This is a genomic window from Streptomyces flavofungini, from assembly GCF_030388665.1.
Taxonomy (GTDB): Bacteria; Actinomycetota; Actinomycetes; order Streptomycetales; family Streptomycetaceae; genus Streptomyces; species Streptomyces flavofungini_A.
On sequence record NZ_CP128846.1, the window covers coordinates 1816296 to 1841798 of the forward strand.

A 25503-nucleotide genomic window follows, 5' to 3' on the forward strand; every position below is an offset into this window, starting at 1 on the left:
CTTCCCTGCCGGGTGGGGAGTTGTCGGACCGGGTCCGCAGCCTCGCGCAATTCACGGGCCGCCTGTCCTGTCGACAGGACAGGAAAAAATTTCAGTCTATCGCCCAGAAATGCGCCTCACTAAGAAGCACGGCATCTGCCCATGTCGTACGACAGATGACATCGACCACCATTCGGGCACCAACATCCAATGGTGCGTCAAACGCCCCCGAGGGAGAGTCTCTTGCACCCCACGCCTGTCGCCTCCCACACCCCCACCCGCAACGAACGAGGCGTCATCGCCGAGCACTACTACGCCCTGCAGAGCCTGCGCGCCATCGAGGATGCCCGCGAGGAGGCGACCGCGGAGCCGGTCACCCCGCAGGCCCTGCTCGTGGGGCTCTACCAGTCAGCCGAGATCGCGCTGCACAACCTCACTGACCTTCTCGACCGCGCCGACGGCCATCTGGAAAGACTGGATGTCGACCGCTGCGTGACGGCTTTGCACTGGGTGCGCAGCTTCCACCGCGTCCTGGTCCGTCTCAGCGTCGCCGCCCTGCGCGTGAGCGGCGGCGTACCGGACACCGCGCCCCGCTGGGACGTCGAGGCGACCCCCGCGTTCGCCGAGTTCGCCCCGGCCCTGCGCCGCTTCGACCAACGGCTCACCTCGCTCGCCGGGCAGGGCCTCGTCGACGTGGAGGGCGTCATCGCCGAACGCGGCCTGGAGGACCGATGGTTCGGCGTCCTGCACTGCGTGCGCGTCGCCAACCACGACGCCCGAGTATGGAGTTCGAACCTGGCGAAGGCCGCGCACCCCGCGCCGGGCGTCGCCCCGGAGAAGCTGCTCGCCAGTGACCGGCTGCACCACGCCGTCCACGAGCACCACCTGTCCGGTGACACTTATTTCACCCAGTTCCGGGCACTTCACCAGATCCCCGAACTTCTCGTACGGGAGATCAACGACCGTATCGAGGCGGCCATCCGCAGCGCCCGCGCCGGTGACATCGCGGCCGCCGTCGACGCCCTGGACGGCGCCGCCGAGCTGTTCGACCCGGTCGAGGTGTGCCTGCCTCCGATCGTCGACAACCTCAGCACCCACGACTACCACCAGATCCGCGAGAACCTCGGCCTGACGAGCGGCAGCCACTCGGTCAGCATGCGGTTCCACCTGTTCACGGACCTGTACGAGCAGTTCGGCGCGGAGCTCGCGCGGCTGCGCGCCGAAGGGGTCGCCGACCCGCTGCTCCCCCGGCTCGAACGACACGGCGTGGGGCTGCGGGTGTTCATCTTCGCCTGGCGCGACATGCATCTGCACCTGCCGCGCAACAACCTCGGCGGCAGGGAGACCAAGTCGCTCACCGGCGCTCCGGACGCCATCCGCACGGTCCGCAAGATGCGGGACAACGCGGCGCAGAGCGACGCCCTGGAGCGGCACGACGTCGCGGCGCACGTCCCGTCCAGCTCGGTGGGACCGCTGACCGACTACCTCGACGGCCCCGACTCCTCCGACGGGATGCTGCTGGCCGCGACCGGCGCGTCCACGCAGGAGAACTTCCAGGACGTGCAGGAGCGGCGGGAGTTCTTCTCCCAGCCGTGCCCGTTCTCCAAGCCGCCGCGCCGGGTCGTCTGACCGACCGGCACCGGAGATCAGCCGCCCGTACCCCGCCCCACCGGGGTGACGGGCGGCGCGGGACGTTCCCGACCCGCCCCCCCGACACGCACAGTTCGACCTCTGGAGCTTTCGTGACCCACCATCAGGAATCCTCCGCCGCCGACACCGCTGCCTCCGCCGAGCTCCGGGCGGGCGACCCCCGCTCGGCCGCCACGTTCCCCGCCCTGTTCCAGGAGCGGGTGGCCGCGACGCCGGACGCGCCCGCCGTGGAGTCGGGCGACCTCTCGTGGACGTACGGGGAGTTGAACGCCCGGGCGAACCGGATCGCGCACTGGCTCATCGGGCGGGGCGTCGGACCGGAGCGCCTGGTCGGGGTGTCCCTGCCACGCTCCGCCGAGCAGGTGGCCGTGCTCCTGGGAATCATGAAGGCCGGTGGCGCCTATCTGCCGATCGACTCGGACTATCCGGCCGAGCGCGTGCGGTACATGGCGGCGGACGCGGCTCCCGCGCTCGTCCTCACCACTCGGGCCACGGCCGTGGGCCTGACCGCGGACCTCTCGGCGGGGCAGGCGGACCTGTCGGCGGGCGGGGCGGGCGCGGACGCGGCGCGGCCGGGACCGGACGTCGTGGCGGTGGACGAGCCCGCCCTCGCGCGCGCGTGGGCGCAGCAGCCCGACGCCGACCCGGTCGACGCGGACCGCACCGCACCGCTCGACCCGGCCAACGCCGCGTACGTCATCTACACCTCGGGGTCCACGGGCCGCCCCAAGGGCGTCACCGTCACCCACACCGGCCTGGCCGCCCTGCGCGCCGTCCACACCGCCCGGTTCGACCTCACGCCGGGTTCCCGCGTCCTGCAGTGCGCCTCGCCCAGTTTCGATGTGTCGGTCTGGGATCTGATCATGGGCCTCAGCACCGGCGTCACCCTGGTCCTGCCGCCCCAACTACGCCTGGTGGGCGACGAGTTGGCCGCCACTCTCGCCCATCGACGGATCACCCACGTCACACTGCCGCCGTCCGTCGTCAACACGCTTCCCGCCGACGCGCCCCGGGCCCTCACGGAGCTGCGTGTCCTGTCCCTGGCCGGTGAGGCCTGCCCGCCCGACCTGATCGCCCGCTGGGCGCCCGGCCGCCTCGTCATGAACGCCTACGGCCCCACGGAGACCACCTGCGCGGCCACCGTGGCCCGCCTCCTGCCCGGCCCCCGCGTCCCCATCGGCACCGCCGTCCCCGGCACCCGCCTGCACGTCCTCAACGACCGTCTCGCCCCGGTCCCCGCGGGCTCCCCGGGCGAGCTGTACGTGGCGGGCGCCGGCGTGGCCCGCGGCTATCTGGGCCGCCCCGGCACCACCGCCGACCGGTTCGTCGCCGACCCCTTCGGCGCGCCCGGCCACCGCATGTACCGCACCGGCGACCTGGTCCGCCTGGCCGACGACGGCCAGCTCGAGTATCTCGGCCGGACCGACGACCAGGTCAAGATCCGTGGCCTGCGGATCGAGGTCGGCGAGATCGAGGCGACGCTCGCCTCGCACCCCCGCGTCACCCAGGCCGTCGTCATCGCCCACGAAGGGCCGGGCAGCGGCAAGCAGTTGGTCGGGTACGCGGTCCCGGCCGACGCCGACGCCGCGGCGACCCGTGGCTCCCGCGCGGGGGGCGGCACCGGCTATCTGGATCTCAGCTCGGGGTTCGCGACGGGCGAACTGCGGACGTTCCTGGCCCGGCGTCTGCCGGATTTCATGGTGCCGGCGACGGTGATGGTGCTGGACCGGCTGCCGTTGACGACGAATGGCAAGGTCGACAAGAAGGCGTTGCCGGAGCCGGAGTTCAAGGGGAGTGCCTACCGTGCGCCGCGCACGGTGGAGGAGGAGGTCCTGGCGGGTGCGTTCGCCGCGGTGCTGGGGCTGGAGCGGGTCGGGATCGATGATGATTTCTTCGCGGTGGGCGGGGACAGCATCCAGTCGATCCAGGTGGTCTCGCGGGCGCGGGCGGAGGGGCTGGAGATCAGTGCGCGGGAGGTGTTCGAGTCCCGGACCGTGGCGCGGCTGGCGGAGGTGGCTGTGGCCAACCGGGTCTCGGGTGCGGTGAGTGTGCTGGAGGAGCTGGAGGGCGGGGGTGTCGGGTGGATGCCGTTGTTGCCGGTCGCGCGGCTTCTGCGTGGGTGGGGGCCGGGCTTTGACCGGTTCTTGCAGGCGATGGTGCTGGATCTGCCCGCGGGGATCGGGGCGGGGCAGCTGGCGGCGACGCTGGGTGCGGTGGTCGACCGGCATGATCTGCTGCGGGCGAGGCTGGTGGAGGACGGCGGGGGCGGGCTGGAGGTCGCCCCGGCCGGGTCCGTGGACGTGGCCGGGCTGGTCAGGCGGGTGGAGTGTGAGGGTGACTGGGCCGGTGCGGCCTGGCACGCCGTGCTGATGGCCGAGCTGGAGGCGGCGGCGGCTTCGCTGGATCCCAAGGCGGGGGTCATCGCGAAGTTCGTGTGGTTCGCCCCGGCCGGCAGTGACGTTCCGGGGCGGTTGCTGGTCGTGCTGCATCACCTGGTGGTGGACGGGGTGTCCTGGCGGATCCTGATGCCGGATCTGGCGGTGGCCTGGGAGCAGGTCCGTGCCGGGCGTGTTCCGCAGCTGGCGCCGGTGGCGACGTCGATGCGGCGCTGGGCGCACGCGTTGGCCGAGGAGGCCCTCAGCGAAAAGCGCACCGCCGAGCTGGAGTTGTGGCAGCAGGTCGTGGACGGCCCCGACCCGGTCCTGGGCGCGCGGCGTCTGGACCCGGCCGTGGACGTGATCGCCACGTTGACCGAGACGCGTGTCCAGCTGCCCGCTCCGGTCACCGAGGCGCTGCTGACGACCGTCCCGGCCGCGTTCCGCGGGGAGGTCAACGACGGTCTGCTGGCCGCTCTGGCGCTGGCGCTGGCGAAGTGGCGCCGCACCCGTGGCATCCACGAGTCGTCCTCGCTGATCCGTCTGGAGGGCCACGGCCGGGAGGAAGCGGCCGCGCCGGGCGCGGATCTGTCCGCGACGGTGGGCTGGTTCACCAGCGTCTTCCCCGTCCGTCTTGACCTGGCCGGCGCCGACCTGGACGAGGCCATCGGCGGCGGTCCGGCCGCCGCCCGGGTCCTGAAGGCGGTCAAGGAACAGCTGCGGGCGATCCCGGACAAGGGCATCGGCTACGGCCTGCTGCGCCACCTCAACCCGCGGACCGCCCCGGTGCTGGCCGCGCACGGCCACGGCCAGGTCGGCTTCAACTACCTGGGCCGGTTCTCCGCCCACACCGACATGCCCGCCCACACCCAAGGCCTCGGCTTCACGCACGTTCCGGGCATCACCGGACTCGACGCCCTGGACGCGGCCCAGGACGAGGCGATGCCCGCGCTCATGGAGGTCGACATCAACGCCTCCGTGACCGACACCGCCGAAGGCCCGCGGCTGGGTGCGCTGTTCACCGCCCCCTCCGGGATCCTCACCAGCGCCGAAGTGCGGGAACTCGCCGATCTGTGGTGCGCGGCCCTGGAGGGCCTGGCCCGGCACGCCGCCCAGGCCGACGCCGGCGGCCTGACCCCGTCCGACATCCCCCTCGTCAACGCCACCCAGAGCGACATCGAGGCCTGGGAGGAGCAGTTCCCCGGCCTGTCCGACGTCTGGCCGACCTCCCCCCTCCAGTCCGGCCTCCTCTTCCACTCGGCGATGGCGGCCGAGTCGGGCGCGTCGTTCGACGCGTACCAGGTGCAGTACGTCCTGCACCTGTCCGGCCCGGTCGACCCGGCGCGGATGCGCGCCGCCGGACAGGCCGTGCTCGACCGCCACCCCGCCCTGCGCACCGCCTTCGTCAACGGCACCGACGGCGGCGACCTCGTCCAACTCGTGGTGGACGGCGTCACGTTGCCCTGGCAGGAGGTCGATCTCGGCGACGGCACCGACCAGGCCTTCGAGGACTTCCTCGCCGAGGACCTGAGGCACCACTTCGACCCGCTCCGGCCGCCGATGCTGCGGCTCTCCCTCGTCAAGCGGGACGGGGATCGCGACGGCGGACGGCACGGGGAGCGGGACGGCACCGCACGGCACGACCTGGTCCTCACGGCCCACCACGCGCTGTTCGACGGCTGGTCGCTCCCCCTGCTCGTCCAGGACCTGCTCAGGAGTTACGCCGACGACGGCGCCGCCCGGACGCGGCCGCCCGCGCGGACGTACCGCGACTACCTCGCCTGGCTCGCCCAGCAGGACCCCGAGGTCTCCGCCGAGGCCTGGCGCGCGGAGCTGGGCGGCATCGACGAGCCGACCCTGCTCGCCCCGGGGGTCCGCGCCGGAGCCGACAGCGCCGGGATCGACCAGGTCTCCGTACCGCTGTCCGCGGCACAGGCCCGTGCGTTGGCGCGGCGGGCCGCCGAGGCGGGCGTCACCCTCAACACCGTGGTGCAGGGCGCCTGGGGCATCCTGCTCAGCCAGCTGACGAACCGTAAGGACGTGGTGCTCTCCGCCACGGTGGCGGGGCGGCCGCCCTCCGTGCCCGGCGTGGACTCGATCGTCGGCATGTTCCTCAACACCCTGCCCGTCCGCGTCCGTTGTGCCCCCGGTGACAGCCTCACCGATCTGTTCAGCGGCCTCCAGGACCGGCAGGCCGCCCTCCTGGACCACCACCACTACGGCCTCACCGAGATCCACGAGGCGACCGCTCTCAAGGCGCTGTTCGACACCATCATCGGGTTCGAGTCCTTTCCGATGGACCGGGCGGGCATCGCCGAGGCGAGCGCGGCGGCGGGGATCACCGTCACCGGGATCCGCGCGTTCACCGCGAGCCACTACCCGGTGACCGTCTTCGTCTACCCGGACGGCCCGCACCCCCGGCTGGACGTGCAGTACCAGCGGAGCGTCTTCGACCGGGAGACGGCCGACGACATCGCCGCCCGGTTCGCCCGCGTCCTGCGGCAGTTCGCCGCCGACCCCGCCCTGCCGGTCGCCGCCGTGGACATTCTGGAGCCCGCCGAGCGCCGCCGGCTGCTGGAGCGCGCCCACGGCGCCGCCGAGCCGGTGACCGACCCCACGGTGCCGGGACTCGTGGCGCGGCAGACGGCCCGTACACCCGAAGCGGTGGCGGTGGCCTGCGGCGACGTGACGTACACGTACCGGGAACTGGACGCGCGCGCGAACCGGCTCGCGCGGGAGCTGATCGCCCGGGGCGCGGGCCCGGAGACGGTCGTGGGCCTCGCCCTGCCGCGCTCCGCGGACCTCGCCGTCGGCATGCTCGGCATCCTCAAGTCCGGCGCCGGATACCTGCCGATCGACCCCGAGTACCCGAGCCACCGGCTGGACTTCGTGCTGGCGCAGGCGCGGCCGCTCCTCGTCCTGACCGACACCGGCACCTCCGGGAGGCTGCCCGCCTCCGACGTCCCGCACCTGTGCCTCGACGAGCCGACGCTCGACGGCGTGCCGGGCGGACCCGTCACCGACGCCGACCGGACCTCGCCGCTCGCGCCCGACCACATGGCGTACGTGATGTACACGTCGGGCTCCACGGGCACCCCCAAGGGCGTCGTCATCACGCACGCCAACGTCGTCAACGGCGTGACGCAGCTGGCCGCGCGGGTGGGCGGCGGCGCGGGGGTGCGGATGCTCGCGGGCACGTCCGTGAACTTCGACGTGTCGGTGTTCGAGACGTTCACGACGCTGGCCACCGGCGGCACCGTGGAGGTCGTCAGGGACGCGTTGGCGCTGGTCGAGCCGGGTGCCCCGGCGGTGAGCACGGTCAGTACCGTACCTTCGGTGTTCGCCGAGCTCGGCGACCGGATCGCCGAGGGGGCATCGGGCGGGGACGCCCCCGGCGGGCCCGGCGCGGGCTCCGCCGCCCCTCACCCGGGGCCGGACACACTGGTGTTCGCCGGTGAGGCGCTGCCCGCGTCCCTGGTGCGCAGGGTCCGCGAGGCCATGCCCGGTGTGACGGTCGTGAACGCCTATGGCCAGAGTGAGACCTTCTACGCGACCACCTTCGTGCTGGCCCCGGACGCGCAGTGGCAGGGCGTGGGCAGCACCCCGATCGGCACACCGCTCGGGAACATGCGCGCCTACGTCCTCGGGCCGGCCCTCACGCCCGTTCCGCCGGGTGCGGTGGGCGAGCTGTACGTGGCGGGGAACATCGGCCGCGGCTACCACGGCAGGGCCGCGCTCACCGCGGACCGCTTCGTCGCCGACCCGTTCGGCCCGGCGGGCGGTCGCATGTACCGCACGGGCGACCTGGCCCGCTGGAACGCCGACGGGCAACTGGAGTACCGGGGGCGGAGCGACGCGCAGGTCAAGGTGCGCGGTTTCCGCATAGAGCCCGGCGAGGTCGAGGCGGCCCTCACCGCCCACCCGGACGTGACGCAGGCCGTCGTGGTCGCCCGCGACGACGGCGGTCCCGCGGGGCGGCGCCTGGTGGCGTACGTGGTCCTCGACGGCGACGCGGCGGGCGCGGGCGACGGCACGGCGGGGCTGCGGGACTTCGTGGCGGGCAGGCTGCCCGACCACCTCGTGCCGTCGGCGTTCCTGGCCCTGGAGCGGCTGCCGCTGACCCCGAACGGGAAGGTGGACCGGGCCGCGCTGCCGCAGCCCGCGTTCGCGGGGGCCGGGTACCGGGCGCCGCGCACCCCGCGCGAGGAGGCGCTGTGTGCCCTGTTCGCCGAGGTCCTGGGCGTACGCCGGGCCGGGATCGACGACGACTTCTTCGACCTGGGCGGGCATTCGCTGCTCGCCACCAAGCTCATCAGCCGCATCCGCGCGGTCCTCGGCGCCGAGGTGGCGCTGCGGACCCTCTTCGCCCACCCGACGGCGGCCCGGCTCGCTCCGGCCCTCGCCGAGGGGACTGCCCCGCGGCTGCCGCTGGTGCCCGCCGCACGGCGGCCGGAGCGGCTGCCGCTGTCGTTCGCCCAGCAGGGCCTGTGGTTCCTGCACCGGCTCCAGGGCCCGTCGGCGACGTACAACATGCCGTACGTCCTGCACCTCACCGGCGCGCTCGACCTCCCGGCCCTGGAGTCCGCCCTCGGCGACCTCGTCGCCCGCCACGAGCCGCTGCGGACCGTCTACCCGACGACGGGCGGCAGGCCCCACCAGCGTGTCCTCGACCCCCGGGAGGCCGCGGTCGACCTGCCGGTGCGGGCGGTCGCCGACGGCGATCTCGCCGCCGCGGTCGCCGCGGTCGCGCGGCACGCCTTCGACCTGTCGGGCGAAGTGCCCCTGCGGGCCCACCTGTTCACGCTCGGCGCCGAGCGGTCGGCGCTGGTGCTCGTGTTCCACCACATCGCCGTCGACGGCTGGTCCCTCGCCCCGCTCACCCGGGACCTGACCACCGCCTACACCGCGCGGCTCGCGGGCACCGCGCCCGACTGGCCGCCGCTGCCGGTGCGGTACGCCGACCACGCGCTGTGGCAGCACGACCTCCTCGGCGCCGCGGACGACCCCGACAGCCTCCTCAGCCGCCGGCACGCCTACTGGGCCGAGCAGCTCGCGGGCCTGCCCGAACAGGTCACCCTGCCCGGCGACCGCCCGCGCCCGGCCGCGCTCGCCCACACCGGCGACACGGCGACGTTCACCCTCGACGCCACGCTGCACCGCGGCCTCGTCGACCTGGCCAGGTCGTCGGGCGCCACGCTCCACATGGTGCTCCAGGCCGCCACGGCCGCGCTGCTCACCCGGCTCGGCGCCGGTACGGACATCGCCGTCGGCAGCGGCAGCGCGGGCCGCGCCGACGACCGGCTCACCGATGTGGTCGGCATGTTCGTCAACATGCTCGTGCTGCGCACGGACACCTCCGGCAACCCGGCGTTCACGGACCTCGTCGCCCGGGTGCGGGAGACGAGTCTGTCCGCGTACGCCCACGAGGTGCCCTTCGAGTCCCTGGTGGAGCGGCTGAACCCGCAGCGCTCGGCGTCCCGGCACCCGCTGTTCCAGGTCGCGCTCACCGTGCAGAACAACGAGGAGGCCCGGTTCGAGCTGCCGGGCCTGCGGGTGCGCGCCGAGACCGTCGGCACGGGGACGTCCCGCTACGACCTGCTGCTCAGCGTGTCCGAGACGTTCACGGACGCGGAGTCCGAGCGGGGTGGTACGCCCGCCGGGGTCACCGTGGACGTCGAGTACTCCACGGAGCTGTTCGACGCGGCGACCGTCGAGGCGTTCACCGACCGGTGGCGGCGGTTCCTCGCGGCCGTGGTCGCCGACCCCGGGCTGCGTGTCGGCGCGGTCGACCTGCTCACCGAGGCGGAGCGGCGCCTGCTCCTGTCGCCCGCGGAGGAGGTGCCGTACGCCGATGCGGTGGCTCCCGAAGCGACGACTCCGGGCGCGATGACGTGGGCGGAGCTGTTCGAGGACCGGACTCTGGCCCACCCGGACGGCACGGCGGTCGTCGACGGCCACCTCTCTTGGTCGTACCGCGAGTTGAACGAGCGCGCCAATCGGGTCGCGCACTGGCTCGTCGGGCAGGGGATCGGCCCCGAACGGGTGGTCGCGGTCGCCCTGCCCCGCTCCTGCGAGCAACTGGCCGCCGTCCTTGGCATCGCCAAGGCGGGCGCCACGCACCTGCCGATCGACCCCACGTACCCGGCCGACCGCATCGCCTTCCTCGCCGAGGACGCGCGGCCCGCTCTGACCCTCACGGACCGGGCCACGGCTGACGGCTTCCCGCCCGAGCTGCACCGCGCCCTGAGCGCCATCGGCGGCCTGGTCACGGTCGACGCGCCCGACGTCCGGGCGGCCTGGCGGCAGGCGCCCGCCACCGACCCCACGGACGCCGACCGCACCGCGCCCCTCACCCCCGCGCACGCCGCGTACCTCATCTACACGTCGGGCTCCACGGGTGAGCCGAAGGGCGTCACCGCCACCCACACCGGTCTCGCCGGTCTCGGCGCCGCGCTGGCCGAGCGCGCCCGTGTGACCCCGGGCAGCCGTGTCCTCCAGCTGTCGTCGGTCAGCTTCGACGCGTCCGTCCTCGAATACGCAATGGCGTTCCGCTCCGGTGCCGCCCTGGTCATTCCCGGTCAACCACGCCTGGTGGGCGATGAGTTGGCTCGGGTCCTCGCCGACCAGCGGATCACCCACGCCTTCATACCGCCCTCGGTCCTCGCCACCCTTCCGCCCGGGGCTCCGGCCGCCCTCACCGAGCTGCGCGACCTCATCGTGGGCGCGGAGGCCTGTCCGCCGGACCTGGTGGCCCGCTGGGCACCCGGCCGCCGCCTCCTCAACGGCTACGGCCCCACCGAGATCACCGCCCTCGCCACGATCAGCCGCCCCATGACGGACGGCCGCGTCCCCATCGGCCTGCCGCTCCCCCGCACACGCCTGCACGTCCTCGACGAACACCTGGGCCTCACCCCGCCCGGCACCCCCGGCGAGCTGTACGTCGAGGGCGCGGGACTGGCCCGCGGCTACCTCGGCCGCAGCGCCCTCACCGCGTCCCGCTTCACCGCCAACCCGCACGGCGCCCCCGGCTCCCGCCTCTACCGCACCGGCGACCTCGTCCGCCTCGCCCCCGACGGCCAGCTCGAATACCTCGGCCGCACCGACGACCAGATCAAGATCCGCGGCATCCGCATCGAACCCGGCGAGATCCAAGCCGCGCTGACCGCGCACCCGGGGGTCGCCCAGGCGGTCGTGTCGGTCCGGGAGGGCAACGGGAGTCGGCAACTGGTGGGATATGTGGTGCCGGTGGGGTCGGCCGCATCGGAAGGCTCGCCCAGGCCGGCGGGGTCGCCCGGACCGGAGGGCTCGCACGGGCTCGCGAACCCCTCGGCGCCCACGACTCCGTCGGCGGAGCCCCAGGCCCTCAGCGACCTGGACGTCGACCTGGCCACCGTGGTCTCCGCGCGCGAGCTGCGCCGCTTCCTCGCCGCGCGGCTGCCGGAGTTCATGGTGCCCGGCGTGTTCGTCGTACTCGACCAGCTGCCGCTGACCTCGAACGGCAAGGTGGACTATCGGGCGCTGCCCGAACCGGAGTTGACCGGCGGCGACTACCGCGCGCCGGGTTCGGCGGTGGAGAAGGTCCTCGCCGGGGCCTTCGCCGAGGTGCTCGGCCTCGGCCGGGTCGGTGTCGACGACGACTTCTTCGCCGTCGGCGGCGACTCCATCCGCTCCATCCAGGTCGTCTCGCGGGCCCGCGCCCAGGGCGTCGAGATCACGCCGAGGCAGATCTTCGAGTGCCGGACGGTGGCCGAACTCGCGGTCGCGGCGGCGCCCGGGGGCTCGGGAGCCGGTGCGGCCCCGGCAGGACCGAAGGAGCTGGCGGAGCTGGAGGGCGGCGGCGTCGGCTGGATGCCGCTCCTGCCGGTGGCCCGCTACATGACCGCCGAACTCGGTTCGGCCATCGGCAGGTTCTCACAGTCCAGCCTCCTGGACCTGCCTGCGGGCATCGACGAGGCGGGCCTCTTCGCGACCCTGAGCGCTGTCGTCGACCACCACGACGTGCTGCGCTCGCGCTTCCTCACCGAGGGCGAGGGCGGCCTTGAGGTCACCGCGCCCGGTTCGGTGGACGTGGCGTCGCTGGTGCACCGGGTGCGGTGCGAGGGGGCATGGGACTCGGCCGCCTGGCAGCAAGCAGCGAAGGCCGAACTCGACGCCGCTACCGGCCGGTTGAACCCGGCGGCGGGGGTGATGGCGCAGTTCGTGTGGTTCGACACCGCGGGTGCGGACACGGCCGGCCGGCTGATCGTGGTGCTGCACCACCTGGTGGTGGACGGCGTGTCGTGGCGCATCCTGGTGCCGGACCTGGCCGCGGCCTGGGAGCACGTCAAGGCGGGCCGGACGCCGGAGCTCGCACCGGTGGCGACCTCGCTGCGCCGCTGGTCGCACGCCCTGACGGACGAGGCGCACAGCGAGACCCGCACCGCCGAACTCCCCCTGTGGGAAAGCATCTTGGACGGACCGGACCCCGACCTCGGCGCGCGCTCCTTCGACAGCGCCGTGGACACCGCGGCCACCGTGGACCACCTCTGGGTGGAGCTGCCGGTGGCGGTGACGGAGTCGCTCCTGACGACCGTTCCGGCCGCGTTCCACGGTGGTGTCAACGACGGGCTGCTCGCCGCGCTCGCCCTGGCGGTGTCGCGCTGGCGCGAGGAGCGGGGCGTGGCGGAGTCCTCCACGCTGATCCGGCTGGAGGGCCACGGCCGTGAGGAGTACATCGCTCCGGGTGCGGACGTGTCGCGCACGCTGGGCTGGTTCACGAGCATGTTCCCGGTCCGGCTGGACGTGGCGGGGCATGACGTGGCCGAGGCGTTCGCGGGCGGCCGGGCGGCCGGTTCGGTGGTCAAGGCGGTCAAGGAGCAGCTCCTGGCCGTGCCGGACAAGGGCATCGGCTTCGGTCTGCTGCGCTACCTCAACCCGGACACCTCCCGTGTCCTTGAGGGGCGTTCGACGGGGCAGATCGCGTTCAACTACCTGGGCCGGTTCTCCGCCGACGACATGCCCGAGGAACTGCGCGGCCTGGGCTGGAGCATCGCCCCCGACACCGACGCGCTCATCGCCGACCACGACGCGGACATGCCCGCCCTCGCGACGGTCGAGCTGAACGCGTACGTCACGGACGGCGCGGGCGGCCCTCGCCTCAGTGCCCGGTTCGGCTTCCCCACCGGGCTGCTCGCCGAGGACGAGGTGCAGCGCCTGGCGGACCTGTGGTGTGAGGCCCTGGACGGCCTCACCCGCCACGCCGCCGAGCCGGACGCAGGCGGCCTCACCCCGTCCGACCTGCCGCTCGTCGCCGCCCGGCAGTCCGACATCGACGCCTGGGAGGCGGCGCACCCCGGCCTCGGGGACGTATGGCCGCTGACGCCGATGCAGTCGGGCCTGCTCTACCACAGCATGCTCGGCGCCGACGAGCACGACGCCTACCAGGTCCGCCTCGTGCTCCACCTGTCCGGACAGGTCGACCCGGAGCGCATGCGCGCGGCGGGGCAGGCGCTGCTCGACCGGTACGCGAACCTGCGGGCCGCCTTCGTGCACGACTCGGCGGGCGAGCTGGTCCAGCTCATCGTGGACGACGTCGAACTCCCCTGGTCCGAGGCCGACCTGAGCACGCTGCCCCAGGCCGAGCGCGAGGAGGCGTTCGAGAAGCTGCTCGCCGAGGACCAGGTCACCCACTTCGACCCGGCCACCGCGCCCCTGCTGCGGATGTGCCTGGTCACGATGGACGACAACCTCTCCGAACTCGTCTTCAGCGCCCACCACGTGCTGTACGACGGCTGGTCCTTCCCCATGCTCATCCAGGACCTCCTTCGCCTCTACGGCTCCCACGGCGACCCCGCCGACCTGCCCCGCGTCCGCAGCTACCGCGAATTCCTCGCCTGGCTCGACCGGCAGGACCGGGGCGAGGCCGCACGCGCCTGGGCGCGCGAGCTGGAGGGAGTCGAGGAACCGACCCTGCTCGCCCCGGGCGCCCCCGACTCCCCCGGCGACACCGAGCCGGGCATGGTCGAGGTGCCGCTGCCCACGGAGGACGCCCGCACCCTGTCGCGCCGCGCCTCGGGGCTCGGCATCACCCTCAACACCCTCGTCCAGGGCGCCTGGGCCCTCGCACTCGGCCAGTTGACGGGACGCCAGGACGTCACGTTCGGCGCCACCGTCTCCGGCCGGCCCCCGTCGGTCACCGGCGTCGACACCATGGTCGGCCTCTTCATCAACACCCTGCCCGTCCGCGTGACCGCCGAGCCCGGCCAGACCCTGGCCCAGCTCCTCACCGGCCTCCAGGACCGCCAGGCCGCACTCCTGGACCACCACCACTACGGCCTGTCGGACATCCAGCGGGCCGTCGGCCTGGACTCCCTGTTCGACACCATGATCGGGTTCGACTCCTATCCGATCAACACCGCCTCCCTCGCCGACGCGTACTCGGCGGCGGGTGTCGCGGTGGCGGGCCTCAGCGCGGTGAGCGGCACGCACTACCCGCTGACGGTGGTGGCCGACGCCGAGCCCCGGCTGCGCCTGCTGCTCCAGTACCAGCGGCACGTGTTCGACCGTGCCGCCGTGGTCCGTGTCGCCGAGCGATTCGCCCGGGTCCTGCGGCGGATCGCCGATGATCCGCAGCTGCCGGTGGGCCGCGTGGACACGCTGTCGTCGGCCGAGCGGGAGCAGGTCCTGCACAGGTTCAACGACACCGGTTTGCCGGGTCCGGAGTTGACGCTTCCGCAGTGGTTCGAGCGGCACGTGGCGGCCAGGCCGGACGCGGTCGCCGTCACGCACGGCGGTACGTCGTGGACGTACCGGACGCTCGACGAGCGCGCGAACCGAGTCGCGCACTGGCTGCTCGCCCAAGGCGTCGGCACGGACCAGCTCGTCGGGACCGCCCTGCCCCGCTCGGCCGAGCTGATCGCGGTCGTCCTCGGCATCGCCAAGGCGGGCGCCGCCCATCTGCCCGTCGACCCCGAGTACCCGGCCGACCGCATCGCCCACCTGATCCGCGACGCCCGCCCCGCCCTCGCCCTCACCACCCTCGACACCGCGGCCCGCCTGCCCGACGACCTGCCCACGCGGGCCGTCGCCGTGGACGCGCCAAACGTGCGGGCGGCTTGGGAGCGGGCGGCCGCGACCAGGCCCGGTGACGCCGACCGCAGCGCGCCCCTCACCACCGCCCACACCGCGTACGTCATCCACACCTCGGGCTCGACGGGGCGGCCGAAGGGCGTCGTCGTCACGCACGCCGGGCTCGCGGGGCTCGGTACGGCGCTGGCCGCGCGGGCGCGGGTCACCCCGGGGAGCCGGGTCCTGCAACTGGCGTCCGCCGCCTTCGACGCGTCCGTCCTGGAGTGCACGATGGCGCTGTGCGGGGGTGCCGCACTGGTCGTGCCCGAACAACCCCGGCTCGCGGGCCAGGAGTTGGCCGATGTGCTCGCCGAGCACCGGATCACGCACGCGTTCATCCCGCCCTCCGTCCTCGCCACCCTGCCCGCCGACGCCCCCCGCACCCTCACCGGGCTGCGGACCCTCATGGTCGGCGCCGAGGCCTGCCCGCCGGACCTCGTCGCGCGCTGGGCGCCGGGCCGACGGCTCCTGAACGCCTACGGCCCCACCGAGACCACGTCGGTGGCCTCCCTCAGCGAGCCGCTGACCGGGGAGCGCGCGCCCATCGGCACGCCCCTGCCCCACACCCGTCTGTACGTGCTCGACCCGCAGCTGAGGCTCACCCCGCCGGGAGCGCCCGGGGAGCTGTACGTGGAGGGCCCCGGTCTGGCCCGCGGCTACCTCGGCCGCAGCGCCCTCACCGCGTCCCGCTTCACCGCCAACCCCTACGGACCACCCGGATCCCGCCTCTACCGCACCGGCGACCTCGTCCGCCTCGCCCCCGACGGCCAGCTCGAATACCTCGGCCGCACCGACGACCAGATCAAGATCCGCGGCTTCCGCATCGAACCCGGCGAGATCCAAGCCGCCCTCACCGCCCGACCCGACGTAGCCCAAGCCGTCGTGACGACCCGTCAGGACGACGCGGACGACCTGCGGCTGATCGCGTACGTCGTGCCCGCTCCGGGGGCGGAGCTGTCCGCGTCCGTGCTGCGGGACGCGCTGGCGGAGCGGCTTCCCGCCCCCATGGTGCCGTCCGCGTTCGTCACGCTCGACGCGATCCCGCTGACGGTCGCCGGGAAGGTGGACCGGCGTGCGCTGCCCGCGCCCGAGCGGGCCTCGGGCGGTGCCGGGCGGGCGCCGCGCTCGCCCCGCGAGGAGACGCTGTGCGCGCTGTTCGCGGACGTCCTTGACGCGGCGGCGGTGACCGTCGACGACAGCTTCTTCGACCTGGGCGGGCACTCGCTGCTCGCCACGAAGCTCATCAGCCGCATCCGGTCGGCCCTCGGTGTCGAGGTGGCGCTGCGGACGCTGTTCACGCACCCCACGGTCGCGGGGCTCGCCGGGGCCCTGGACGGCGGCGGCCCGTCCCCGGCGCAGGCGCCGCTGGTGCGTGCCGACCGGCGGCCCGAGCGGCTCCCGCTGTCGTTCGCGCAGCGACGCCTGTGGTTCCTGCACCGGCTCGAAGGCCCTTCGGCGACGTACAACATGCCGTTCGTCCTGCGCCTGAGCGGTGAACTCGACGTCGCCGCCCTGGAGTCGGCGGTGTGCGACGTCGTCGCGCGGCACGAGACGCTGCGCACCGTGTTCCCGATGGCCGACGGCGAGCCCTACCAGCACGTCCTCGACGCGCGCGACGCGCGGCCGCCGCTGCGGGTGCGGCAGGTCGCGCAGGAGGAGCTGCCGGGCGCGCTCGACGAGGCCGCGCGGTACGCGTTCGACCTGGGTGCCGAGATGCCGCTGCGGGCCTGGCTGTTCGAGACCGGTCCGCACGCGTGGGTCCTGACCGTGGTGGTGCACCACATCGCGGGTGACGGCTGGTCCCTCGCGCCGTTCGCGCGGGACCTCGCCGCGGCCTACGCGGCGCGGCGCGCGGGGGACGCGCCGGACTGGGCGCCGCTCCCGGTGCAGTACGCCGACTACACGCTGTGGCAGCACGACCTGCTCGGCGACGCCGACGACCCGGGCAGCCGGTTCAGCGAGCAGTACGCGTACTGGGCCGGGCAGCTCGGCGGCCTGCCCGAGCAGGTCACCATCCCCACCGACCGGCCGCGCCCCGCCGTCTTGTCCACCCGCGGCGACCTGCTCCGGCTCTCCCTGGACGCCGACCTCCACCAGGGCGTCACCGACCTCGCTCGCCGCGCCGGAGCCACCCCGTTCATGGTGCTCCAGGCCGCGATGGCCGCCCTGCTCACCCGGCTCGGCGCGGGCACGGACATCCCGATCGGCAGCGGCGTCGCGGGACGCACCGACGAAAGCCTCACCGACCTGGTCGGGCTGTTCGTGAACACGCTGGTGCTGCGCACCGACACGTCCGGGGACCCGGCGTTCGCCGACCTGCTCGCGCGGGTGCGGGAGACGAGCCTCGCGGCCTACTCCCACCAGGACATCCCCTTCGAGTCCCTGGTGGAGCGGCTCAACCCGCAGCGCTCCCCCTCCCACCACCCGCTGTTCCAGATCGTCCTGGTCCTGCAGAACAACGAGGAGGCGCGGTTCGACCTGCCGGGACTGCGGGTGCGCACGGTGACCACCGGCACCGGCACGTCCCGCTACGACCTGCTGCTCAGCCTGTCCGAGACCTTCCGGGACGGCACCACGCCCGCCGGGGTCACGGTCGACGTCGAGTACTCCACGGAGCTGTTCGACCCCGCCACCGTCGACGTGTTCGTCGCCCGCTGGGAACGGCTCCTGCGGGCCGTGGTGGCCGACCCGGGGCTGCGCATCGGCGCCGCCGACCTGCTCACCGGCGCCGAGCGCGCGGAACTCCTCGCGGCGCCGGGGCGGGCCGACGCGGACGTGCCCACGGCGACCTGGCCGGAGCTCTTCGAGGCCGCGGTGCGGGCCACGCCGGACGCCACGGCCGTGGAGTCGGGCAGACTCCGGTGGACCTACACGGAGCTGAACGAGCACGCCAACCGGATCGCGCACTGGCTCATCGGCCGGGGAGTGGGCCCGGAGGACCTGGTGGGCGTGGCCCTGCCCCGCTCGTGCGAACAGGTCGCGGCCGTCCTCGGCGTCACCAAGGCGGGCGCCGCCCACCTCCCCGTCGACCCGGAGCACCCGGCGGACCGCGTCGCCCACCTCGTCGGGGACGCCCGGCCCGCGCTCGTCCTCACCACCCGCGAGACCGCCCGCCGCCTGCCCGCGGACCTGGCCGCGCGCCTGACCGCCGTGGACGCCCCGGAGACGCGCGCGGCCTGGGCGCGGTCCGCCGCGACGGACCCCACCGACGCCGACCGCACGACCGCGCTCACCCCCGCCCACCCCGCGTACGTCATCTACACCTCGGGCTCCACGGGGCGCCCCAAGGGCGTCACCCTGACCCACGCGGGCCTGGCTCCGCTGCGCGCCACGCAGCTGCGGGACCTGGCGCCGGGACCCGGCGCCCGGGTGCTCCAGGCCGCGTCCACCGGCTTCGACGTGGCGGTGTGGGACCTCCTCGCGGCCCTGACGACCGGTGCGACGCTGATCCTGCCGACGCAACCGCGCCTGGCCGGTGACGAGTTGGCGCGCGCCCTCGCGGGCCACCGCGTCACGCACGTCACGCTGCCGCCGTCCGTCGTCGCCACGCTGCCCGCCGACGCCCCGGAGACGCTGGGCGAGCTGCGGGTCCTGACGGTGGCCGGGGAGGCGTGCCCGCCGGACCTGGTGGCCCGGTGGGCGCCCGGCCGCCGCCTCATGAACGGCTACGGGCCCACCGAGATCACCTGCGACGCCACCATGGCGCGGCTCACCCCGGGCCCCCGGGTGCCCATCGGCACCGCCGCCGTCGGCACCCGCCTGTACGTCCTCGACGAGCGCCTGGGCCTCACCCCGCCCGGTGTTCCGGGCGAGCTGTACGTGGCGGGCCCCGGCCTGGCGCGCGGCTATACGGGGCGGGCCGCGCTGACGGCCGAACGGTTCGTCGCCGACCCGTACGGGCCCGCGGGCACCCGCATGTACCGCACGGGCGACCTGGTCCGGCGGGCCGCCGACGGGCAGTTGGAGTACCTGGGCCGCGGCGACGAGCAGCTCAAGATCCGCGGGTTCCGCGTCGAGCCCGGTGAGGTGCAGGCGGCCCTCACGGACCAGCCCGGCGTGGCCCGCGCGGTCGTCACCACCCACGAGACCGACACCGGGGACCGGCAGCTGGTCGCCTACGTGGTGCCCGCCACCGACGACGACGGGGGCGAGCGGCACGTCTCGCAGTGGCGGCACGTCTACGACGCCGTGTACACCGAGGCGCCCGACGTGCCGCTCGGCACCGACTTCCACGGCTGGAACAGCACGTACACGGGCCGGCCGCTGCCCCTGGACGAGATGCGGGAGTGGCGTGACGCCACCGTGGCCCTCATCCGGGAGCACCGGCCGCGGCACGTCCTGGAGATCGGCGCGGGCTCGGGGCTGCTCCTTGGGCCGCTCGCGCCGGACGTCGAGTCGTACTGGGCGACGGACCTGTCCGCCGCCTCCGTGGACCGGCTCTCCGCGCTGACCGGGCACTGGGACCACGTGCGGGTGCGCCACCAGCCCGCGCACGACTTCACGGGGCTCCCCGCCGGGCACTTCGACACGATCGTGCTGAACTCGGTGGTCCAGTACTTCCCCGGCCACCCCTATCTGACGGGCGTCCTCGACCAGGCCCTCGCGCACCTCGCGCCCGGCGGCCGCGTCATCGTCGGCGACGTCCGCCACCACGGCCTGCTCCCGGCCCTGCAGACCGCCGCGCACGCGCCGCGGGGCGGGGTCACGACCACTCCTGGTCTGTACGACGCCGTGCAGCGCTCCGTGCTCACCGAGGAGGAACTCCTCGTCCACCCCGGCTACTTCACCGACTACGCCCGCCGGCACCCGGGCACCACGGGCGTCGACATCCGCCTCAAGCGTGCCGCCGCGCACAACGAGCTGAGCCGCCACCGCTACGACGCCGTCCTGCACACCGCGCCCCGCCCGGCCGACCTCACCGCCGCCCCCGCCCGCCGCTGGCCCGAGGACGGCGGCTCCGCCGACGTCGCGGCCGCCCTGGACGGGCTCGCGGCCGGCGTCGAGGGGCCGCTGCGCGTCACCGGCATCCCCAACGCGCGGCTCACCCGCGAAGTCGCCGCCCACCGGGCCGCGTCGGGCAGCACGCCGCTGGAGCACATCCGGCACCTCCTCGCCCACGCCGACACCGGAGCCGTCGACCCCGAGGACGTCCACCGCTGGGCGCGCCGGCGGGGCCGCACGGTCCGCACCACCTGGAACGGGCAGGCCCTGGACGCCTTCGACGCGCTGATCCTGCCGCCGGGCGCCGACGGAGCGCACGTCGGCACCTACGACTCGCCCGCCCCGCCCGCGACGCCCGCCAACTCCCCCGCGGGCGCGGCGGCGACCGCGGACCTGCTCGCCGCCGTGCGGCGGCGCCTGAAGGAACGGCTGCCCGCGCCGATGGTGCCGTCGGCCCTCGTCCCCATCACGGAGGTGCCCCTCACCCCCAACGGCAAGATCAACCACCGGGCGCTGCCGCGCCCCGACCACCGTTCCGCTGCGGACGGCCGGGCTCCGCGCACGCCCCGCGAGGAGATCCTGTGCGCCCTGTTCGCGGAGGCGCTGGGGCTGCCCGCGCCCGTCACCGTCGACGACGACTTCTTCGACCTGGGCGGGCACTCGCTGCTCGCCACGAAGCTCATCAGCCGCATCCGCGCCGACCTCGACGCCGAGCTGCCGCTGCGGGTGCTCTTCGCCCACCCCACGGTCGCCGGGCTCGCCCCGCACCTGGACACGGCCGCGCGGGCGCGGGCCCCGCTGGCGCGCGCGGTGCGCACGACCGAGCGGCTTCCGCTGTCCTTCGCCCAGCAGCGCCTGTGGTTCCTGCACCAGCTGGAGGGTCCGTCACCGACGTACAACATGCCGTTCGTCCTGCGTCTGACCGGTGACCTCGACGTCCCGGCGCTCACGGCGGCGCTCGGCGACGTCGTGGCCCGCCACGAGACCCTGCGCACCGTCTTCCCGGTCACCGACGGCAAGCCCCACCAGCGCGTCCTCGCACCGCACGAGGCGCCCGTCGACCTGCCCGTGCGGCAGGTCCGCGAGGACGAGCTGGCGGCGGCCGTCGCGGCCACCGCGCGGCACGCCTTCTCCCTGACCGACGAACCGCCCCTGCGCGCCCGGCTCTTCACGCTCGACCCGACACGTTCGGTGCTCGTCCTCGTGCTCCACCACATCGCCGCCGACGGCTGGTCGCTGACCCCGCTCACCCGGGACCTGACCACCGCGTACACCGCGCGGCGCGCGGGCGGCGCGCCGGACTGGGCGCCCCTGCCGGTGCAGTACGCCGACTACACGCTGTGGCAGCACGACCTGCTCGGCGACGCCGACGACCCGGAGAGCCGCTACGGCAGGCAGCACGCCTACTGGGCCCAGCAGCTCGCCGGGCTGCCCGAGCAGATCACCCTTCCCTCCGACCGGCCGCGCCCGGCCACCCCGTCCCACACCGGCGAGTTCACCCGGTTCACCGTGGACGCGCGCGTGCACCAGCGGGTGACGGAGCTGGCCAGGTCCGCGGGCGCCACCGTGCAGATGGTGTTCCAGGCCGCGCTGGCGGCGCTGATGTCCCGGCTCGGCGCGGGCGACGACATCGCGATCGGCACGCCGATCGCGGGGCGCACCGACGCGGGCCTCGACGACCTCGTCGGGTTCTTCGTGAACACGCTGGTGCTGCGCACGGACACCTCGGGCAACCCGGCGTTCACGGACCTCCTCGCGCGGGTGCGGGAGGCGAGCCTGGCCGCGTACACCCACCAGGACGTGCCGTTCGAGAGCCTCGTGGAGAAGCTGAACCCGCGGCGCTCGCCGTCCCGGCACCCGCTGTTCCAGGTCGCGCTCGCCCTGCAGAACAACGAGGAGGCCCGCTTCGACCTGCCCGGCCTCCAGGTGCGCACGGAGGGCGCGGCGACCGGGACGTCCCGGTACGACCTGCTGCTCACCCTGTCCGAGAGGTTCGAGGGCCGGGCGACGCCCGCGGGCCTGGTGATCGGCGTCGAGTACTCCACGGAGCTGTTCGACGCGGCGACCGTCGAGGCGTTCGTGGACCGCTGGCGGCGGCTCCTCGCGGCCGTGGTCGCCGACCCCGGGCTGCGCGTCGGCGCGGTCGACCTGCTCACCGAGGCGGAGCGCGACCTGCTCCTGGCCCCCCGGGAGCAGCCGGACGAGGACGCGGTGGAACCCCTGACGCTGCCCGCGCTGTTCGAGGCCAGGGCACACGCCGCGCCGACCGCGGCGGCGGTCGTGGAGAGCGCGCGCACCTGGTCGTACGGGGAGTTGAACGAGCGGGCCAACCGGATCGCGCACTGGCTTCTCGCGCAGGGCGTCGGCCCGGAGCAGCCGGTGGGCGTGGCCCTGCCGCGCTCCGGAGACCAGATCGCCGCCGTCCTCGGCATCACCAAGGCGGGCGCGGCCCACCTCCCGATCGACCCGTCCTACCCCGCCGAGCGCATCACCTTCCTGACCACCGACGCCCGTCCCGCGCTCGTCCTCACCGACCGCCCCACGGCCCGCGACCTGCCCGCGGACCTGCCCGCGCGCCTGGTCCACCTCGACGCGCCCGCCGTACGCGACGCGCTCGCGCAGGCGCCCGCCACCGACCCCGAGGACACCGACCGCGCGGCACCTCTCACGCCCGCGCACCTCGCGTACGTCATCCACACGTCGGGCTCCACGGGGCGACCGAAGGGCGTCGCGGCCACGCACTCCGGTCTCGCGGGGCTCGGGACGGCCCTGGCCGCGCGGGCGCGGGTCACCGCCGAAAGCCGGGTGCTCCAGCTGTCGTCCGCGAGCTTCGACGCGTCCGTCCTGGAGTACACGATGGCCTTCCGCGCGGGGGCCGCGCTCGTGGTGCCCGACCAACCCCGGCTCGCGGGGCAGGAGTTGGCGGACGTGCTCGCCGAGCACCGGATCACGCACGCGTTCGTCCCGCCCTCGGTCCTCGCCACGCTGCCCGCCGACGCCCCGCGCACCCTCCCGGAGCTGCGCGGCCTGATGGTCGGCGCGGAGGCCTGTCCGCCCGACCTCGTCGACCGCTGGGCCCCCGGCCGTCTGCTCCTCAACGGCTACGGCCCCACCGAGATCACCGCCCTCGCCACGATCAGCCGCCCCATGACGGACGGCCGCGTCCCCATCGGCCTGCCGCTGCCGCGCACACGCCTGCACGTCCTCGACGAGCATCTGGGCCTCACCCCGCCCGGCACCCCGGGCGAGCTGTACGTGGAGGGCCCCGGTCTGGCCCGCGGCTACCTCGGCCGCAGCGCCCTCACCGCGTCCCGCTTCACCGCCAACCCCTACGGACCACCCGGCTCCCGCCTCTACCGCACCGGCGACCTCGTCCGCCTCGCCCCCGACGGCCAGCTCGAATACCTCGGCCGCACCGACGACCAGATCAAGATCCGCGGCTTCCGCATCGAACCCGGCGAGATCCAAGCCGCCCTCACCGCCCGACCCGACGTAGCCCAAGCCGTCGTGACGACCCGTCAGAGCGACGCGGACGACCTGCGGCTGATCGCGTACGTCGTGCCCGCCGTGGCAGGCGAACTGCCTGTTCCCGAACTGCGCACGGCGCTCCAGGAGCAGCTGCCTGCGCACATGGTGCCGTCCGCGATCGTCGCCCTCGACGCCCTGCCGCTCACCCCGAACGGGAAGGTCGACCGGCGTGCCCTGCCCGCGCCGGGGCTCCCGGCGACCGCAGGGGGGCGGGCGCCGCGCTCACCGCGCGAGGAGATCCTGTGCACGCTGTTCGCCGAGGTCCTCGGCATCGGCGAGGTCGGCGTCGACGACAGCTTCTTCGACCTGGGCGGCCACTCGCTGCTCGCCACGACCCTCATCAGCCGCATCCGCACGACCCTCGGCGCCGAGGTGCCGCTGCGCGTCGTCTTCGTGCACGCGACGCCCGCGCGGCTCGCCGCCCACCTCGACGACCTCACGGACGGCGACAGCTCCCTCGACGTCCTGTTGCCGCTGCGCACCGGCGGGCACATGCCGCCGCTGTTCTGCGTGCACCAGGGCGGCGGCGACAGCTGGAGCTACGCCAACCTGCTGCCGCTGCTCAGCGCGGACTTCCCCGTCTACGGCCTGCAGTCGCGGCTCCTTCGCCATCCCGACGACGTGCCGGCGAGCATCGACGAGATCGCGGCGGACTGCGTCGAGCAGATGCGGCGCGTCCAGCCGACGGGCCCGTACCACCTGCTCGGGCACTCCTTCGGCGGCATCGTCTCGCACGCCATGGCCGCGCTCCTGCAGCGCTCCGGCGAACGCGTCGAGGTCATCGTGTCCCTGGACAGCGAACCCGCGCGGCCGGTCCCCGCCGACGACCTGGAGCGGATGGAGGACACCGGACGCATCTACGCGACGCTCCTGGAACTGATGGGCGCCGATCCGGACTCCGACCGCCTCACCTACGAACAGTTCACCGAGGCGGCACGGACCACCGGCACGGCCCTCGGCTCGCTGTCCGAGGAGGAGGTGGCGGCCCTGGTGCGGCGGACCCGGCACTTCGTGCGCCTGGCCGGGCTGCACCGGCACGAACGGGTCGCCACCGACCTGCTCCTGTTCGCGGCCACCGACCGGGAACCGCCGCTCGTCACCGCGGACATGTGGCGCGGGTACGTCGACGGGGACATCACCCGGCACCTCGTCCGCTCCAAGCACCACACCCTCGTCCGGCCGGACGTCCTGCGCTCGCTCGTGCCGGTGATCGAGGAACGGCTGCGGCGCTCCACCGGGGCCCCGGCCGGGCCGCGGTCCGCGTGAGCGCCGCCGTCCGCGGCCCGGACCCCCTCAGGCGGCGTGCTCCCCGAACGGGCTCTCGCTGTCGCCCAGGCAGGCCGCCACGAGTTCGTCCAGGCAGATCCGCTCCGACCCCGGCGTCACCAGCGCGTGCGTGGTGTCGAGGAAGGCGGTGATGTCGGCCGCGGCGGCGTGCAGCACGCCGTGGGAGCGGCCCGCGGGGCCCGGCATGCCGAACAGCTCGACGCGCACGCCGGGCCCGCGGCCCGTGTCCGGGGTCGGCTCGACGCGCACGTCGCCCTCACCGGCCGGGCCCCGGCAGCCGTCGCCGAGGAGCTGCCGGTCCAGGCGCCAGCGCGTCACCTCACCGCCCTCGCAGTGGAACGTCATGGTGACCGCGAAGGGATCGGCGGCCGCATAGGCGAGTTCGGCGGCGAGGGGGGCCCGGCCGCCGGGTGCGTCGGCGGTCTCCAGTTCCATGAACACCGTCACTCTGACCTCGGCCTCCACGGCGTGCCTCCAGGGGGTTGGGGGGTGGTGGGACCCGTATGCCCCGACGGGCTCGGGGAATGCGGGGAAAACACTTGATGGGTGACATGTAACAGCTGCCTGCCGGTGACGAACAGCCGGGAGGTGGCAGCCGACGCACTCTGTTGGTTCCATTCCTTGATCAATAGGCTGT

3 protein-coding genes are annotated in these 25503 nt (G+C 74.4%); 2 read left to right on the forward strand and 1 reads right to left on the reverse strand.

From position 1 onward, the window contains the following. Positions 1 to 222 precede the first annotated feature (222 nt). Positions 223 to 1608, forward strand: a complete 1386-nt coding sequence (locus tag QUY26_RS07075) for a hypothetical protein (protein ID WP_289944261.1) — start codon at positions 223 to 225, stop codon at positions 1606 to 1608. 113 nt (positions 1609 to 1721) lie between these two features. Then, the gene (locus QUY26_RS07080; protein ID WP_289944262.1) at positions 1722 to 24845 is read left to right on the forward strand and encodes a non-ribosomal peptide synthase/polyketide synthase; all 23124 of its coding nucleotides are present in this window, start codon (positions 1722 to 1724) and stop codon (positions 24843 to 24845) included. Positions 24846 to 24872: 27 nt separating this feature from the next. On the opposite strand, the gene QUY26_RS07085 is transcribed toward QUY26_RS07080, so the two are convergent. Continuing rightward, positions 24873 to 25331 carry an SsgA family sporulation/cell division regulator gene (locus QUY26_RS07085; RefSeq protein WP_289944263.1) on the reverse strand — a complete coding sequence of 153 codons (459 nt, stop codon included), beginning with the start codon at positions 25329 to 25331 and terminating at the stop codon, positions 24873 to 24875. Between the last annotated feature and the right edge of the window lie 172 nt (positions 25332 to 25503).